At 30.0% G+C, this 16,303-nt stretch carries 16 protein-coding genes; all 16 read left to right on the top strand.

Going from position 1 to position 16,303, the window contains the following annotated elements; all coding sequences use genetic code 11:
- Positions 1-6 precede the first annotated feature (6 nt).
- The 16 genes from RCH19_RS00490 (at position 7) to RCH19_RS00415 (ending at position 16,297) form a co-directional block, all read left to right on the top strand.
- Positions 7-1,032 carry a glycosyltransferase family 2 protein gene (locus RCH19_RS00490; protein ID WP_343021587.1) on the top strand — a complete coding sequence of 342 codons (1,026 nt, stop codon included), beginning with the start codon at positions 7-9 and terminating at the stop codon, positions 1,030-1,032.
- Entirely contained in the window at positions 1,029-1,832 is an 804-nt protein-coding gene (locus RCH19_RS00485) for a glycosyltransferase family A protein (protein WP_343021586.1), read from the top strand. The genes RCH19_RS00490 and RCH19_RS00485 overlap by 4 nt, the downstream gene beginning before the upstream one ends.
- 7 nt (positions 1,833-1,839) lie before the next feature.
- A complete protein-coding gene (locus tag RCH19_RS00480) occupies positions 1,840-2,697 on the top strand; it encodes a glycosyltransferase family 2 protein (RefSeq protein ID WP_343021585.1) in 858 nt (285 codons plus the stop codon).
- Complete coding sequence (locus RCH19_RS00475; RefSeq protein ID WP_343021584.1) at positions 2,694-3,773, top strand: glycosyltransferase family 4 protein; 1,080 nt, start codon at positions 2,694-2,696, stop codon at positions 3,771-3,773. Before RCH19_RS00480 ends, RCH19_RS00475 begins: the two co-directional genes overlap by 4 nt.
- Before the next feature lie 50 nt (positions 3,774-3,823).
- A complete protein-coding gene (locus RCH19_RS00470; protein WP_343021583.1) occupies positions 3,824-4,738 on the top strand; it encodes a class I SAM-dependent methyltransferase in 915 nt (304 codons plus the stop codon).
- A 33-nt stretch (positions 4,739-4,771) separates the two neighbouring features.
- Positions 4,772-5,887 (top strand): UDP-N-acetylglucosamine 2-epimerase (non-hydrolyzing), encoded by a 1,116-nt coding sequence (gene wecB / locus RCH19_RS00465; RefSeq protein ID WP_343021582.1) that lies wholly within the window; start codon positions 4,772-4,774, stop codon positions 5,885-5,887.
- A complete protein-coding gene (locus RCH19_RS00460; RefSeq protein ID WP_343021581.1) occupies positions 5,884-7,131 on the top strand; it encodes a UDP-glycosyltransferase in 1,248 nt (415 codons plus the stop codon). Before wecB ends, RCH19_RS00460 begins: the two co-directional genes overlap by 4 nt.
- A 2-nt stretch (positions 7,132-7,133) precedes the next feature.
- A complete protein-coding gene (locus tag RCH19_RS00455; RefSeq protein WP_343021580.1) occupies positions 7,134-8,045 on the top strand; it encodes a glycosyltransferase family 2 protein in 912 nt (303 codons plus the stop codon).
- Positions 8,046-8,053: 8 nt separating this feature from the next.
- Positions 8,054-8,725: an acylneuraminate cytidylyltransferase family protein gene (locus tag RCH19_RS00450; RefSeq protein ID WP_343021579.1), complete on the top strand. Its 672-nt coding sequence runs from the start codon at positions 8,054-8,056 to the stop codon at positions 8,723-8,725.
- Positions 8,726-8,733: 8 nt separating this feature from the next.
- A complete protein-coding gene (gene neuB, locus RCH19_RS00445; protein WP_343021578.1) occupies positions 8,734-9,774 on the top strand; it encodes an N-acetylneuraminate synthase in 1,041 nt (346 codons plus the stop codon).
- A complete protein-coding gene (locus RCH19_RS00440; protein ID WP_188049584.1) occupies positions 9,774-10,343 on the top strand; it encodes a hypothetical protein in 570 nt (189 codons plus the stop codon). Before neuB ends, RCH19_RS00440 begins: the two co-directional genes overlap by 1 nt.
- A gap of 1 nt (position 10,344) precedes the next feature.
- A complete protein-coding gene (gene neuC, locus RCH19_RS00435; RefSeq protein ID WP_343021577.1) occupies positions 10,345-11,469 on the top strand; it encodes a UDP-N-acetylglucosamine 2-epimerase in 1,125 nt (374 codons plus the stop codon).
- Positions 11,466-12,413 carry a polysaccharide deacetylase family protein gene (locus tag RCH19_RS00430; RefSeq protein WP_343021576.1) on the top strand — a complete coding sequence of 316 codons (948 nt, stop codon included), beginning with the start codon at positions 11,466-11,468 and terminating at the stop codon, positions 12,411-12,413. Before neuC ends, RCH19_RS00430 begins: the two co-directional genes overlap by 4 nt.
- A 362-nt stretch (positions 12,414-12,775) precedes the next feature.
- Positions 12,776-14,167 (top strand): hypothetical protein, encoded by a 1,392-nt coding sequence (locus RCH19_RS00425; RefSeq protein WP_343021575.1) that lies wholly within the window; start codon positions 12,776-12,778, stop codon positions 14,165-14,167.
- Positions 14,158-15,246 carry an acyltransferase gene (locus RCH19_RS00420; protein WP_343021574.1) on the top strand — a complete coding sequence of 363 codons (1,089 nt, stop codon included), beginning with the start codon at positions 14,158-14,160 and terminating at the stop codon, positions 15,244-15,246. Before RCH19_RS00425 ends, RCH19_RS00420 begins: the two co-directional genes overlap by 10 nt.
- Positions 15,224-16,297, top strand: coding sequence for a glycosyltransferase family 4 protein (locus RCH19_RS00415; RefSeq protein ID WP_343021573.1), 1,074 nt, complete (start codon positions 15,224-15,226; stop codon positions 16,295-16,297). The genes RCH19_RS00420 and RCH19_RS00415 overlap by 23 nt, the downstream gene beginning before the upstream one ends.
- The last annotated feature ends 6 nt before the right edge of the window (positions 16,298-16,303 follow it).

The raw sequence follows: 16,303 nt of genomic DNA, 5'->3' as shown, positions 1-16,303 counted from the left end.
AGTTATATGGAGAATAATCCCTTTATTTCTGTCTTAATGCCTGTATACAATTGCGAATTGTATATTAAAGAAGCTGTAGAGAGTATTCTTAACCAAACCTATACCAATTTTGAATTATTGTTAATTGATGATTGTTCTAATGATACTACATTACAAATTTGTAAATCTTTTCAAGACGAAAGAATTGTAATTATTGAAAAAGAAAAAAACACAGGATATACTAATAGTTTAAATTACGGTTTAGCCATTGCAAAAGGAAAGTATATCGCTAGAATGGATGGAGATGATATTAGTTTACCTGATCGTTTTGAAAAACAATTTGCTTTTATGGAAGCTAATGAAGATGTGGTGGTTTGTGGTACTTCTTTTTCAATAATTGGAAGCAATAAATTAATAAGAGTTCCTGAAACTCATAATGAAATAAAAGTTGGATTATTAAAAGAATGTAAAATAGGTCACCCAGCAGTAATGCTTAGAAAAAGCGTATTAGATAACTATCGAATTACTTATGATAAGTTAATGGAGCCTGCTGAAGATTATGATTTGTGGGTTCGATTATCTATTATTGGTAAGCTACATAATTTGCAAGAATGTTTATTAAATTATAGAATACATGAATTACAAGTTTCTAAGGTTAGAAATAGTAAACAAGAAGAGGCAGCTAATAAAATACGCTTAAAACTAGTCTCATTATTTGATAATTCCATTACTGATTGCCAGAAAGGAGTATATCTAAAAGCAATTAAAAACAAAGAATTACTAGATTTTAAAGAGTTTGAAATTTTGATAAATTTGAAACAGCAATTGTTTAAGAAAAATAAAAATGAATTTTTTAACACAGAAGAATTTTTACGATATTGGATTTCAATTGAAAGAACTTTTATAAGCCACTATTTTAAAAATAGAAAAAATTATTCAGTTTCAATATTTTTAGAGTATATAAGAGTTTTTAGTTTACTTTCCAGTACATTAAGTGTTAAGGAAACTATTAAACTATTTATTAAATCTTTAATACATCATAAAGTAAAATGAGTCCTTTAGTTTCTATCATAGTTCCTTGTTACAACCAAGCACAGTATTTATCGGAAGCTTTGCAATCCATATTGGATCAAACCTATCAAAATTGGGAGTGTATTATTGTCAATGACGGTAGTCCAGATAATACCGAAGCTGTTGCTCAAGAATGGCTTGCCAAAGGCTCTCGTTTTAAATATGTTTATAAAGAAAATGAAGGTTTAAGTAGCGCTAGGAATTCAGGAATTGAAATTGCAATTGGAGAATTTATTTTGCCTTTGGATGCGGATGATAAAATAGGAAAGGATTATTTGAAATTAGCTTTACAAGCTTTTGAAAACGATCAAACTTTAAAAGTGGTATATTGTAAAGCAGAAAAATTTGGACAAGTTTTAGGGATTTGGAATTTGCCTTCTTATTCTATAACAGAAATTGCTCGAAATAACTCCATTTTTTGCTCAGCAATTTATAGAAAACTAGAGTGGGAAAAAGTCTGTGGCTATGATACTAACATGATTTATGGTCTGGAAGATTGGGAGTTTTGGATTGCTATTTTAAAAGATGGAGGTAATGTGAAATGCATCGATTATATTGGTTTTTATTATAGGATAACTGCTGGATCAATGGCAAGAATAATTAATCAAGAGGAACGTTTTTTTTCAGAGAAATATGTTGCCATTAAACATTTAGATTTTATTCTAAAGAGTTATGATGAGCTACTTAAGGAAAACAATGAAATTGTTTATAAGTTAACTAGCGAGAAGTTTGTCAGTAATCTATTTACTAAAATGTTTTTGGGGTTTAAATTTTTTAAATAAATCCTAAATGGACATTTCAATTATTATAATCAACTTTAATACGGATGAATTAACGATTCAAGCTGTGGAATCTGTGTTTAAAAATAGCAGTGACTTGGATTTTGAAGTTATTGTTGTTGATAATAATTCAAGAGAAACAAAACTAGCTGAGGCGTTATCTTTGTATCCGAAAACTTATTTCTATCAATTGAATTCGAATGTAGGTTTTGGGAACGCCAATAATTATGGTTATTCAAAATCCAGCGGAAACTATATTTTTCTATTAAATTCAGATGCTTATTTAATCGATAAAAATACCTTTTCAACATTTGTTGATTATTTAAAAAAACATTCAGATGTAGCTTGTGTAGGTGGGAATTTGATGGACTTGAATCATGAACCCAATATTTCTTACGGTAATTTTTTGAGTGTTGAGCGGATGTTACACGATTTCGGGATAAAAAAAGCAGCAAATGATCATTATACGCAACAACTGTCTACGTCAAGGATTTGCTCCTTTACGGAACCAACCGCAGTTCCCTATATAACGGCTGCTGCAGTACTGATAAAGCGCGAAATTATTGAGAAATATGGATTGTTCAACCCTCAATATTTTATGTATCTTGAAGATATGGACATGTGTTATCGCTATAAAAAAGAAGGGTATTTAAGCGTTTTAATACCAGAAATCAGTATGGTTCATGTTGGAGGTCAATCCGGTTTGAATAATGCGACGTTCTCAAGATTTGTGAATAAAAAAATAGTATATAGTAAGTATCTTTTTCTTCAAAATGTAACCAATTGGCCAACAGCTTTTGGATTGTTTATGCTTGGAAAAACAATTCCAATTTTCAGAAGGATAGTAAGGAAATTAAAAAGCACATGAGAGAATCAAAAAAAACAGCCATATATTGTAATACTTGGGATGCTGATGGAGGTGGAGGTATTGTATATGTTTTGGCAATAGCCAAGATATTGACCACAAATGGTTTTGATACAACTGTTTTTTTTAATGACTCGATACTTTTGTCTGAATTACATGCTCGTTATGAAACCTCGGGACTAAAAATTAAAACCCAAAAGAGAAGTCATATTCCACTATTGTCACAGGTTCATTTTGCGATAAAGGAATGGTTTAATTTCGATATTGTTATACAACAATCGTTGGTTGGCCCACGACTTACTTTTGTAAAGGAATCCTATATTTTATGTGATTTTCCCATGGGAAAGCGAGAAACTATTAGTGAAAAAATTCGTTTTAGATTTTGGAAAAATACCATAGTCAATTCGGATTATACTAAACAGTGGGTGCAAAATTATTGGAAACGAGATGCTTTAGTATTATATCCATTAATAGACATACCAACTGAATTTAATTGTAATCGAAATATTGATATTGTTTGTATTGGGAGATTTAACAATGGAAGACGATCTAAACGGCAAGATGTTGTAATTTCTGTTTTTAAGGATTTGATTCAATTGGGTTATGAAGGGGTTAGGCTTCATTTAGTGGGTTATGTTCAGGATGAGAATTATGTTAATAATTTAAAAGATTCCGTTTTTGGATTTCCAGTTTTGTTTCATGAAAATTGTTTAGCAAAAGATAGAATTACACTCTTAAATAATTCGGCTGTATTTATAAGTGCTTGTGGATTTGAGAATAATGAAAAACTGGAGCCAATGCTTGTGGAGCACTTTGGAATTTCAGTTATTGAAGCAATGTCTTATGGTGCTATTCCGTTAGTTATAGGCAAGGGTGGGCATCTGGAAACGGTTGACAATAGAATAAACGGCTATCACTGGTCAACAAAAGAGGAATTAAAAGAAATATTAATTTTGTTATTTGAAAATCGTCAGTTGAGAGAAACAATGAGTAAAGAAGCATACTCAAAATCAATGGAATATTCATCTAAAAAATTAGAAGAAAAAGTATTGAAGGTATTTGTAAAACCTAAAATTTAAGAGTAGTATAAACCGTCAATTTATTTTAAAATAAAATAGTAGTTTTAATTATGAAAATTATTAAAAACATAAGTGCAGAAATCAAAAAAAAACTTAATAAGTTGCCTTATATTAGGGTTTTATATCAACAGAGTTTGAATTCGTGTTTTCCAAATGGACACTTTTATTCGCCAATAATTTTAATTGAAGAGGTGAAAAAAAGAGAAGTTGAAATATGGAAAAAAAGAGATATTGATGGGGTTTTGGGTATCGATTTAAGAACAGAAGAACAGAAACAACTTGTTCGAAAATTAATAAAATATTATCAAGAACTTCCTTTTAAAGCTGAAAAGCAAGCTAATATCAGATATCAGTTTGAGAATGGATCCTATTCTTATACTGATGGTGTAATTCTTTATTCAATGATTCGATACTCCCAGCCTAAGAGAATTATTGAAGTCGGTTCAGGCCATTCTTCGATGGTAATGTTGGATACGAATGAATTGTTTTTTAAGAATCAAATTGATTTGACATTTATTGAACCTTATCCAGAAAGATTGTATTCTTTAATGAAGGATTCAGACAAGGAAAAAGCGACTGTGCTTGAAAGTGATGTTCAACTAATTCCATTATCAGTTTTTGAAGAACTAGAGTCTGGAGATATTTTATTTATAGATAGTACTCATGTGTCTAAAACGGGAAGTGATGTAAATTATATGTTATTTGAAATATTACCAATATTAAAAAGTGGGGTGTTAATACACTTTCATGATGTTTTTTATCCTTTTGAATATCCAAAAGAGTGGGTGTTTCAAGGTAGAAATTGGAATGAAAACTATATTTTAAGAGCGTTTTTGATGTATAACGAAAATTTCGAAATAAAATTATTTTCAGAATACTTGCATACTCATCATAAAACTATTTTTGAAGAAATGCCATTATGTTATAAAAACCCTGGAGGCAATCTGTGGATTGAAAAAAAATAATTTCCTAAATTGCATTTCTTTACACCTCGTTGAATGGTAAAAAATAGAAATATTCTCCTTTGTTTCGGTACCCGTCCAGAGGCCATTAAAATGGCACCGCTTTACCACGAATTACAGCAAAATAATTTTGAGGTCAAAGTCTGCGTGACTGCACAACACAGAGAAATGCTGGATCAGGTTTTAGATTTCTTCGAAATAATCCCTGATTATGACCTCAATTTGATGCAACCCAACCAAACATTGAATGGATTAAGCGCCAAAATTCTTTCGGAAATAGACGTTGTTTTAACAAAAGAACAACCAGATTTGGTTTTGGTCCACGGGGACACAACGACATCTGCAATGGTAGCTTTGGCATCCTTTCATTTGGGTGTAAAAGTAGGTCATGTTGAAGCGGGCTTACGAACCTATAACAAGCAAGCTCCATTTCCTGAAGAAGTCAATCGCCAAATTTCGAGCCGAATTGTAGATTTTCATTTTACACCAACTCAACAAGCTACTCAAAATTTGTTGCAAGAGGGAATTGCTAAAACCGCAATAATTCAGACAGGAAATACAGTTATTGACGCTTTGCTGTGGACGGTTAATAAAATAAGTAAAGAGGAATACTTACATCCAGAAATTGAAGAACTAAAGAAGTTAATTCCACTACATAAAAAAACATTATTAGTTACCGGACATCGTAGAGAGAGTTTTGGAGAAGGGATAAAGAATCTTTGTGAGGCATTATTAGAAACCGCCAAAAGAGACGACGTTGTTATAGTGTATCCTGTGCATTTAAATCCTAATGTGAAGGATGTAGTTTATGAATTGTTATCTAAAAAAGAAAATATTCTATTGATTCCTCCAGTTTCTTATCCTGCTTTTGTGTGGTTAATGCAACAATCGTTTATCATTGTCACAGATTCAGGAGGAATACAAGAAGAAGCACCATCATTAGGAAAACCAGTAGTAGTAACGCGAACAATTTCCGAAAGGCCAGAAGGAGTAAGTGCGGGGTTTTCGACTTTGGTAGGAACTGATAAAAATAGAATTGTATGTACTATTCAAAATCTTTTAGATAATTTCGTTGGTTTTGAAAAGAGCAATAATCCTTATGGGAATGGTTGTGCATCAAAACAAATTGTTGACTATTTATTAAAAAAATGATAAAAAAAATACTTGTTGTAGTCGATTCTATAAATATTGAGGACAGTAGCGGATCAAAAGCTAATGTTGTGTTTATTCAGAATTTGGCTGAAGCGGGATTTGAAGTTTTAGTGTATCATTACACAAGAATGAATATTAAATTAAAAGGTGTTTCTTGTTATTCAATTCCTGAAATAAAATACAGTCCACTCTATTTTTTAAGCCGATTGCAAAGAGTTTTACAACGCCATTTGAAAGTGAATTTTAATCCTTATTTAGAAGGCTTTTTTGGGTTTTCCTTTACTTTTTTTAATGACACTAAAATCATTAGTAAAGCTTTAAAAAAGAATATATTTCTGCCAGACTTAATTTTGACATTGAGTAAAGGAGCAAGTTTTAGACCGCATTATGCTGTTTTACAAATCCCTGAATTTCATGATAAATGGATGGCTTATGTTCATGATCCGTATCCTTTTCACTATTACCCAAGACCTTACAATTGGATAGAACCGGGATATAAACAAAAGGAGGATTTTTTCCGAAAGGTCTCGCTAAAATCTAGCTATAGTGTATTTCCTAGTCAGTTATTAAAGGAGTGGATGGGAAGTTATTTCCCAAATTTCATTAAAAACGGAATTGTCATACCGCATCAAAATGGAAATTATATTATTCAAGACAAATCATTTCCTGATTATTTTGATTCCTCAAAATTTAATATACTCCATGCTGGTAATTTAATGCAAGAAAGATCTCCTAAAGGATTGATTGAGGGTTTTATGTTATTTTTGAAACAAAATCCTGAAGCAAAAAAAGAGTCTAAATTAATTTTGGTAGGTAATGCTTCCGATCATTCGGAAATGCTCAAAGGCTACGGAAATGAGCCTGAAATTTACATTTATAATGGGAATATTGCATTTGATGTTGCTTATAATCTTCAAAAAAATGTTTCTGTAAATGTTATTTTAGAATCAAAATCTGAAATAAGCCCCTTTCTTCCAGCTAAGTTTCCACATTGTGTAGAAGCTAATAAAAAAATAATTTCTTTAGCTCCTTATTACAGTGAAACAAGGCGATTATTAGGAAATGATTATCCATATTGGGCTGAAGTAGATGAGGTTGATAAAATTGCTGCTATTATTACTTCATTATTTAAATTATGGAAGCAAAATCCTGTGAATTTTTTTTTGAATAGAGAAGATTTAATAAATTATTTATCAGCTGATTATTTAAAAAGAACAATTTTAGATTTAAAAAATATCAATTAATAATGCGGAATCCTTTTTTTTCTATACTTATCACTACCAAAAATCGTAAAGATGATTTAGCATTTACATTAGTTAAAATCCAACATTTATTAATTAGAGAAGAGGTCGAATGTATTATTTGCGATGATGGCTCTACAGATAATACAGTATCATTTTTACAATCCAATTATCCAGAAATTCAATTAATTCAAAATAAAAAAAGTGAAGGGTTAATTTACAGTCGCAATAGACTCATGAGCATAACAACGTCTGAATTTGCTATTTCAATAGATGATGACTTGCATTTTGTTACAGAAAATCCTTTAGCCATTATTCAAAAAGCTTTTGATGCGAATCCCCATATAGGATTGTTGAGTTTTAGAATTTTTTGGGATTTAGAAGCACCAGAAAGCATAGAATGTAATGAGGTTTCACATCGGATGAAAAGTTTTGCAGGAGGTGCAAATGTATGGCGAATGGCTGCTTGGCGAGAGGTTCCAAATTACCCAGCTTGGTTTGTGTTTTATGGAGAAGAAGATTTTGCATCGTATCAGTTATTTAAAAGCAAATGGGAAATTCATTATTTACCCGAGGTTTTAGTAAATCATAGAGTAAATGTTAAAGCTAGAAAAAAAGACACCGATTATAGTTTGCGTTTGCAACGTTCCTTACGTTCGGGTTGGTATCTTTATTTTTTATTTTATCCAATTCCAGTTATTCCTCGAAAATTATTTTATACACTTTGGATTCAACTTAAAACGAAAGTGTTAAATGGTGATTTGAAAGCATTAAAAGCAGTTTTGTTAGCTATGTTAGATGTTTTGTTGGCTATTCCAAAGATTATTAAAAATTCAAATAGGCTGTCAATGAAAGAATATAAGGAATATCAGAAACTAGAAGAAACTAAATTGTATTGGAGACCAGAGGATAAATAAACTGTTATATGAAAACCATCGCAATAATTCCAGCACGAGGAGGGTCGAAAAGATTACCTCATAAAAACAGATTGGCATTAGGAGGTATCCCTCTTATAGTACATAGCATTTTATATGCGCAACAGCACGATTTTATTGATGAGATTTATGTTTCAACAGATGATGAGGTAATAAAAAATATTGCATTGCAATATGATGTTAAGGTAATTGACAGACCAGTTGCTATTTCAGGAGATGTAGAGCCAACAGTTTCCGCACTTAAAAATGTATTAGAACAAATAGCAGAAGTGGTAGAGAATGTTATTTTGTTGCAACCCACAAATCCATTACGTCCAAAAGAATTATTAAAGGATGCTTTTGAAGTCTATCAAAAAAACAATTGTGATAGTTTATTTACAGTTACTAGAAATCATCAAAAATTAGGAAAGCTTAGTAATGGTGTTTATATTCCATTTAACTATACAATAGGACAACGTTCTCAGGATTTAGAACCTTTATTTTATGAAAATGGATTGCTTTATATAACAAAAGCAAATTTGATTAAAGAAGATATAATTATTTCTGATAAAGCTTTCCCGTTTGAAGTAGATCATATTTTTGCCAATGTTGATGTCGATACAAAAGCTGATTTAGATGATGCAGAGTATTTATACAATAAACTCATAACTTATAACTCATAATTTTATTTATGAATCCATACATAGAAATCGCAGGTAGGAAAATAGGTTTAGATTTTCCACCTTTAGTTATTGCTGAAATCGGGATTAATCACGAAGGTTCTTTGCAAACAGCCAAAGAAATGGTTGACGCTGCAAAAAGAGCAGGTGCTGAAGTGGTAAAACATCAAACGCATATTGTAGAAGATGAAATGAGTGGAGCTGCTAAAAAAGTGATTCCAGGCAATGCGGATGTTTCTATTTATGAAATAATGGAACGTTGTTCACTCAATGAAGCGGACGAATTAGAATTAAAAAAGTATGTTGATAATAAAGGAATGATTTTTATATCAACTCCTTTTTCTCGCGCAGCAGCCGAAAGATTGAAAAAATTTGATATTCCCGCCTACAAAATTGGTTCAGGTGAGTGTAATAATTATCCTTTATTAGAACACATTGCTTTGTTTGGTAAACCTGTTATTTTGAGTACAGGAATGAATACGATCGAAAGTGTTCAGAAAGCAGTAGCGATATTTGACAAACACAATGTTCCAGTAGCTTTGTTACACACCACCAATTTATATCCAACACCAATTCATTTGGTGCGTTTTGGTGCAATGGTCGAATTGTATGAAGCTTTTCCAGACAAAGTCTTCGGATTATCAGATCACACGTTGAATAATAATGCTTGTTTAGGAGCAGTAGCTTTGGGAGCGAGTATTTTAGAACGTCATTTTACAGATCACATGCAGCGTACAGGTCCAGATATTGTTTGTAGTATGGATGAAAAAGCCTGTCAAGAATTAATTAACTCTTCAGCCGAAATAGCATTGATGCGTGGTGGAACTAAAAAACCAGCAGACGAAGAGCAAGTCACAATTGATTTTGCTTTTGCAACGGTTTGTTCTATAGCAAATATTAAAAAGGGGGAAGTGTTTTCTAAAGAAAATATTTGGGTAAAACGTCCAGGAACAGGAAAAATACTAGCGGAAAATTTTAGTGGTATTCTTGGTAAAATTGCTACAAGAGATATTGAAAATGATGAACAATTAGATTTTAATGATTTTGAATAATGAAAGAATTTGTAGCTTTTTTATTGATTAGGGTTTATAATAGTAAAACAATTCTTGATGAAATTATACTTTCAGCATTTGATAAAACTGTTGCGGACGTTCAGTATCATTTTCCAAATTTATCAACTGCCGATATTGAAACTAGTATAAAATCGAATAGTAATGAATTGGCAATCTTTTTATATAGATTAGGTAATGAAATTCATAAACATGGTTTAGAAGAGTTGAAACCTCAAATACATTGGTTATTAAAAGAATTATGTTGCTGTGAAATTTATTTCAATAACATTATTGATGTAGGTTTTTACATTGTACATGGTCAAGGAACTATTATTGGAAGCAGAAATACAATTGGAAAAGGATTTATTGTTCATCAAGGTTGTACTATTGGACATAAAAAAAATGGTCATGGTGATGGCAACAAGATTGGTAATAATGTTACCATATATTGTAATTCTTCAATAATAGGAGAGCTTACAATTGGTGATAATGTTATTATTGGAGCTCATCTATTAATAAATAAGGATATTTCTGATAATAAAATAATTACAATAAATACTTTAAACTAAATTGAAAAAAATTCTTTTCCTAACAGGAACACGAGCTGATTTTGGCAAAATAAAATCATTGATTTCAACTCTTGATAGGGATCAAGATTTTGAAGTTTTTGTTTTTGTTACAGGAATGCATTTGCAGGAGCAATATGGATATACCCTAATTGAAATTGAGCGCTGTAATTTTAAAAACATTCATACTTTCGAAAATCATACTCATGAGACTACGATGGATTTAACTTTGGCAAAAACCATCGAAGGGTTGTCGGCTTACTGTAAACAGGTCAAACCTGATTTGATTGTTGTTCACGGCGATAGACTAGAAACTTTAGCAGGTGCTATTGTAGGTTCTTTAAATAATATTTTGGTAGCTCATATTGAAGGAGGAGAATTATCAGGTACTGTGGATGAATTGATTCGTCATAGTGTGAGTAAATTGAGCCACATACATTTTGTGTCTAATAATGAGGCCGCTAAAAGATTGAAGCAAATGGGCGAAATAGAATCTGCCATTTTTACCATTGGTTCACCCGATATTGATATTATGTTTTCGGATAATTTGCCTGATTTATCGATTGTAAAAAAATACTATGATATTAATTTTGAAAACTATGCCATTGTAATGTTTCATCCTGTTACGACCGAGGTAAATCAGATGCAATCGTATGCAGAAACTTTTGTAAAATCATTAGCAGCCGATAATCATAATTATGTAGTTATCTATCCAAATAATGATTTGGGAAGCCAATTTATAATAGAAGAATATAAAAAATTAAAAGACAATTCCCGATTCCGGATTTTTCCATCACTACGGTTTGAATATTTTTTGACACTATTAAAGAATAGTCAGTTTATAATAGGTAACAGTAGCGCAGGAATTCGGGAAGCACCTTATTATGGAATTCCAATTATTAATATTGGAACTCGTCAACAAAATAGAGCAGTTCAAGCCGATATTATTAATGTTAATTATGGATTTCAAGCAATCAAAGAAGCTTTATCAGTTATTGATACTCATAAAATTAAAAGGTCAGATGCCAGTTTTGGAAAAGGAAATAGTACAGCATTATTTCTCGAGTGTCTTAAAAAAGAGAATATTTGGCAGTTGAATCACCAAAAACAATTTAGAGACAGAGAATGAGTTTTTTAAAGACAATTAAAAATTGGTACTATATTTCTTTAAAGGTAAAAAGTAGGCTTCTAATTGGTAGACCTGTTTTAGTAATGATGTATCATAGAATTAATAATTCCGTTGGAGAAAAATTAACAGGATTGTCAGTTGATATTTCTAATTTTGAAAAGCATTTACTTTTTTATAAAAATAATTTTCATATTCTAAGACTAGAGGAAGAGTGGACTTCTCTAAAAAAAACTGGACTTGTAATTACGTTTGATGATGGTTATGCGGATAATATTATAAATGCATTACCGCTATTAGAGAAATATCAGCTACCTGCAACCATTTTTGTAACGACTTTAAATATAGACTCTAGAGACGAGTTTTGGTGGGACCGTTTGGTTTTTGATTATTCCAATTGCAAGGAATCATTTTATGTTCCCAATCAAAATAACGCAATTTTAAAATCAAATCGTTCCTATACGTTTCTTACGGATTGTGTTCATGCATTGCGAAATGAAAACAAAGAGGAATGGTTTTTAGCTTTTGAAAAGATAAATAATATCTCTTTTTTACATAGAGAAGGATTTCGTTCATTGACAAGATCAGAGTTGAAATTGTTATCAGAGCATCCTTTGATTTCAATAGGAATACATACACATAACCATTACTCTTTGGGGACTTTGAGTTATGAAGAGCAAAAAAAAGAGTTGCAATTATCGATACAAAACTTAAACGAATTAACAACTCAGAATATAAAATATCTGGCTCTGCCTCATGGTTCCTATAATCAAGATACAATTGAGGTTATGAATGATTTGAATTTGTCAGCAGTTTTATTGGCTAATAATTATTATTCAAGTAGTGAAAATAAAGCCAGTAGAAAAATTTATAGAATTTTGATGCCTAATATTAAGGATAATGAATTAAGAAATTATATTAAAAAATATGATTTTAAAATTTGGTAGTAGAAAGTTCTAATATAGAAATACTTTCGACAATTGTAAATTTTCAATTATATGAAAAAACTTCTCAATTATCTCCCTAAACATTCAGAGATTGAAAGAAAAGGGAATTGAATAGCTAATTATGACAGATGAAGTTATGATTTTTAATAATAAATAATTTTATGCCATACTTGTTATGCTAGAAGTTATGGTTTAAGTGAAAAACATACCAAAAGAATAAATAATTTATTAGGTAAAGCTTTAAATTTTGAAATTAATAGAAAAGAGCAAAAGTCGAAAATTATTTTTTACAAAAAGAAAACATTTGCAATTGAACAAATGATTAAAAAACAGTATCGGCGAATTTGTTTAAAATTAAAGTAATGAAAAAACTAGCAATAGTTATAACAGACGGAGTAGGATTTAGAAATTTTATTCTAAGTGATTTTCTATCTGAAGCGGAACAGCAATTTGATGAGGTAGTTATTTTATCTTGTTTGCCAGCATCTGTTTATGATGGTTTTCTGCAAAAAACAAGAGTTTTAGAATTAGTCGTTTTTGAAGAAAAATTCCAAACTTGGTTTTTTAGGAAAGCTAAAGAAGTAGCGCATTTGCAACTGTATAAAAAAGGTAATTTTGGAATTACAGATAATTTAAAAGCAAATAGGTCAAAAACAAAAACTCCGAGAGGATATGCTTCTCGATTTATTTTTAAATGGACTTCACTATTTCATTCGGAAAATTGGATTCAGCGATATACTAAATTGCAACAATTCTCTTTTAAAAATAATGCAATTGTAAAAGAGTATAAAACAATTTTACAAAAAGAACAATTTGATATCTTGTTTTTTACCCATCAACGGCCTCCATTTATTGCACCCTTGGTTTATCAGGCAGAGAAATTAAAAATAAAAACTGCTTCTTTTATTTTTAGTTGGGACAATCTGGCTTCGAAAGGGAGAATGGCGGCTGACTTTGATTACTTCCTAGTTTGGAGTGAATTGATGAAGACTGAATTACTACATTTTTATAAAAAAGCTAATGCTGAGGATATTGAAGTTGTTGGTACACCACAATTTGAGCCTTATGTTTTGGAACGATATAAAGTTACGAAAGAGGATTTTTATACCCAATTTAATTTAAATGCTGTAAAAAAAACTATTTGTTTTAGCTGTGGTGATATTTCGACAAGTAAGAATGATGAACTGTATATAACTGTAATTGCCGAAGCTATTCAAAAAAGTAAAATTCCAGATGTGAATTTTTTAGTTCGAACTTCTCCTGCTGAAAATCCCATTCGTTTTGAAAGCTTTGTTGCCAAATATCCTTTCATAAAATGGAATTATCCCAAATGGCATTTATCTAGAAAAGGACATCAAGAGGAATGGTCACAACGAATTCCATCAAAACAAGATGTTATAGATTTAAGGATTATTTTAGAATATTCTGATTTAAATATTAATATGTTGTCTACCATGAGTCTGGATTTTATGCAATTTGACAAACCAGTAATTAATCCTGTTTTTGGTAATAATGAAAATGGACTTTATGATGACCAACGCTTTTTAGAATATCCGCATATTGAATACGTTGTTAACTCCAAAGCCAGTCAAATTGTTAAGACGGAACAGCAATTAATAGATGCCATAAATTTATATCTCCAAAAACCAGAAACCGATACAGAAAAAAGAAAAGAATTAATTCAACTGCAAATCGGAAAACCGCTAGAAGGAACATCTAAACGAATCATTCTAACACTTTTAAAATGGGTATAAATACAAAGAGAATAGATTTACTAGACAGTTTTAGAGGTTTGGCAATATTAGGTGTGCTGTTTACTCATTTATTCTATAGATGGAATGATGCTACTTACCCTTATTTATATGCAAATCTATTTCATTATGGTTTTAAGGGAGTACCTTTTTTCTTTATGATTAGCGGGTTTGTAATTTGTTATACTCTTGAAAATACATTAACATTTGTTGACTTTTGGAAAAAAAGATTTATTAGATTATTTCCTTCCATGTTTATTGCCAGTTCTTTAACCTTTGTTTTTTTGTTGGTTTTTGATCAAGAAAAAGTATTTCCTAATAGTCATTTATTCAGGAATTATTTAGTTAGTCTTACTTTTTTATTACCGAATATTTTTGACTTTATTTTTTCTAAAAAAATACACTTTAGCTACATAAATTCAAGTTATTGGAGTCTTTGGCCAGAAATTCAATTTTATTTATATGCAAGTTTAATTTACTTTTACAATAAAAGTAAGTTTTTCAATAACTTTTTAGTTATTTCAAGTTTTATAATTTTAGTATTTGGTTTTATTTCCTATTTTGATTTCGATAAGAATGTAATTTTTGAAAAAACAGTTAATTTATTTTCACTTATTAAACATCTTCGATTTTTTTTTATTGGCGCATTGTTTTATCAATTGTTTAGTAAAATGAGGAAAATTAGGATAAGATATTTGATTGCTGTCCTAGCAATATATTACCTTACCTTTTGGATTTCTTACAATAAAGTAGAAATAATTTCTACTTCAATAATGTATATTCTTTTTCTTATTATGGTTTTTGCTCCAAATTATTTATTTTTTTTAAATAATAAAGTATTAATTAAAATTGGGTATTCTTCTTATTTTTTATATTTAATTCACGAGTATATTGGGGTTGTTGTAATAAAAAAGATAGTTAATTTATTTTATCCTTACAGTTTTATTGCACCATTATTGATGATTATTTTGTTTATAATCTTAAGTATTAAATATTCAAAATATATTGAAATTAAAATAACAATATTTCTACGAAAGTTAATTTTTAAAATACGTTTAAATGAAAATAGCCATACTTTGTAATTACGAACTCTTGCCCGAGCGAGTAGGCGGCATGGATTATTTTTTTTGGCAGTTTGATGCAAAATGCAAACAAAATAACATTCACGTCGATTGGTTTTTTCCAAATCAATCCAGTCATGGCGATTATGCTAAATTAACGATTTTGGATGCTAAACATCAAAATCTAGAATCTTTTTTTCTAGAATATTGTTCCCAAAAACATTCAAAATATAAGTATGTAATTACTCATTTTATAGAATTATGTACGTCTTTTTTTAAAAAAGTAAAAAAGTTTTCAGACACAAAAATTATTGTAATTGATCACAATCCAAGACCTTTGAACGGTTATTTTTTTGTGAAAAAAATAAAGAAAAGAATCAAAGGTTTATTGAATTCTAAATACATTGATACTTTTATTGGAGTTTCTGAATACACAAAAAAAGAGATAGTTAAAGATTTTGGTTTTCAAATAAAAAAGAAAACTAAAGTAATATACAACGGAATTAATATAGAAAGCATTCAAGTAAGAGCGAAACGAAGTAACACTAAACCAAGTTTTTTAACCGCTTCACACTTGCGTCAATCCAAAGGAATTCAAGATTTGATTGAGGCAGTTTCATTATTGCCTGAAGACATAAAAAAGGAAATTGTTATTGATGTTTATGGTAATGGTCCATATGCTTATAAATTAAAACAACATGTCAAAAGTTTGTCATTAGAAAATTGTTTTAATTTTAAAGGAAGCAATTCTGAATTAAAATCGATTTATTGTATTTATGATTATTTGATTCATCCCTCTCATGAAGAAACTTTTTGTTATAGTGTTGTTGAGGCTTTAGCAGCGAATACAAAAGTAATTACAACTCATGAAGGTGGAAATGTATTATCAATTATTACTCATTTGGAAAATGGTTTTTTATTCGATTCAAAAAACACAAAGCAACTATGCAATTTAATTATTCAAGTTTGGAACGGTACTTTTGAAAACACTAAAGAAACAAGAACTTATATAGAAAATAATTTTTCTTTAGAACGTATGGTTCAGCAACATTTTGCCTTACTTAATCCATAATTAATT

The sequence above is a fragment of the Flavobacterium sp. PL12 genome, assembly GCF_039123485.1.
Classification (GTDB): domain Bacteria; phylum Bacteroidota; class Bacteroidia; order Flavobacteriales; family Flavobacteriaceae; genus Flavobacterium; species Flavobacterium weaverense.
This window is presented reverse-complemented; position numbering and strand designations above follow the sequence as displayed.

Bases quoted from the DNA above. Each gene is read 5' to 3' on its own strand.
- RCH19_RS00490 (WP_343021587.1), top strand. From the start codon at position 7: ATGGAGAATAATCCCTTTATTTCTGTCTTAATGCCTGTATACAATTGC.
- RCH19_RS00485 (WP_343021586.1), top strand. From the start codon at position 1,029: ATGAGTCCTTTAGTTTCTATCATAGTTCCTTGTTACAACCAAGCACAG.
- RCH19_RS00480 (WP_343021585.1), top strand. From the start codon at position 1,840: ATGGACATTTCAATTATTATAATCAACTTTAATACGGATGAATTAACG.
- RCH19_RS00475 (WP_343021584.1), top strand. From the start codon at position 2,694: ATGAGAGAATCAAAAAAAACAGCCATATATTGTAATACTTGGGATGCT.
- RCH19_RS00470 (WP_343021583.1), top strand. From the start codon at position 3,824: ATGAAAATTATTAAAAACATAAGTGCAGAAATCAAAAAAAAACTTAAT.
- wecB (WP_343021582.1), top strand. From the start codon at position 4,772: ATGGTAAAAAATAGAAATATTCTCCTTTGTTTCGGTACCCGTCCAGAG.
- RCH19_RS00460 (WP_343021581.1), top strand. From the start codon at position 5,884: ATGATAAAAAAAATACTTGTTGTAGTCGATTCTATAAATATTGAGGAC.
- RCH19_RS00455 (WP_343021580.1), top strand. From the start codon at position 7,134: ATGCGGAATCCTTTTTTTTCTATACTTATCACTACCAAAAATCGTAAA.
- RCH19_RS00450 (WP_343021579.1), top strand. From the start codon at position 8,054: ATGAAAACCATCGCAATAATTCCAGCACGAGGAGGGTCGAAAAGATTA.
- neuB (WP_343021578.1), top strand. From the start codon at position 8,734: ATGAATCCATACATAGAAATCGCAGGTAGGAAAATAGGTTTAGATTTT.
- RCH19_RS00440 (WP_188049584.1), top strand. From the start codon at position 9,774: ATGAAAGAATTTGTAGCTTTTTTATTGATTAGGGTTTATAATAGTAAA.
- RCH19_RS00430 (WP_343021576.1), top strand. From the start codon at position 11,466: ATGAGTTTTTTAAAGACAATTAAAAATTGGTACTATATTTCTTTAAAG.
- RCH19_RS00425 (WP_343021575.1), top strand. From the start codon at position 12,776: ATGAAAAAACTAGCAATAGTTATAACAGACGGAGTAGGATTTAGAAAT.
- RCH19_RS00420 (WP_343021574.1), top strand. From the start codon at position 14,158: ATGGGTATAAATACAAAGAGAATAGATTTACTAGACAGTTTTAGAGGT.
- RCH19_RS00415 (WP_343021573.1), top strand. From the start codon at position 15,224: ATGAAAATAGCCATACTTTGTAATTACGAACTCTTGCCCGAGCGAGTA.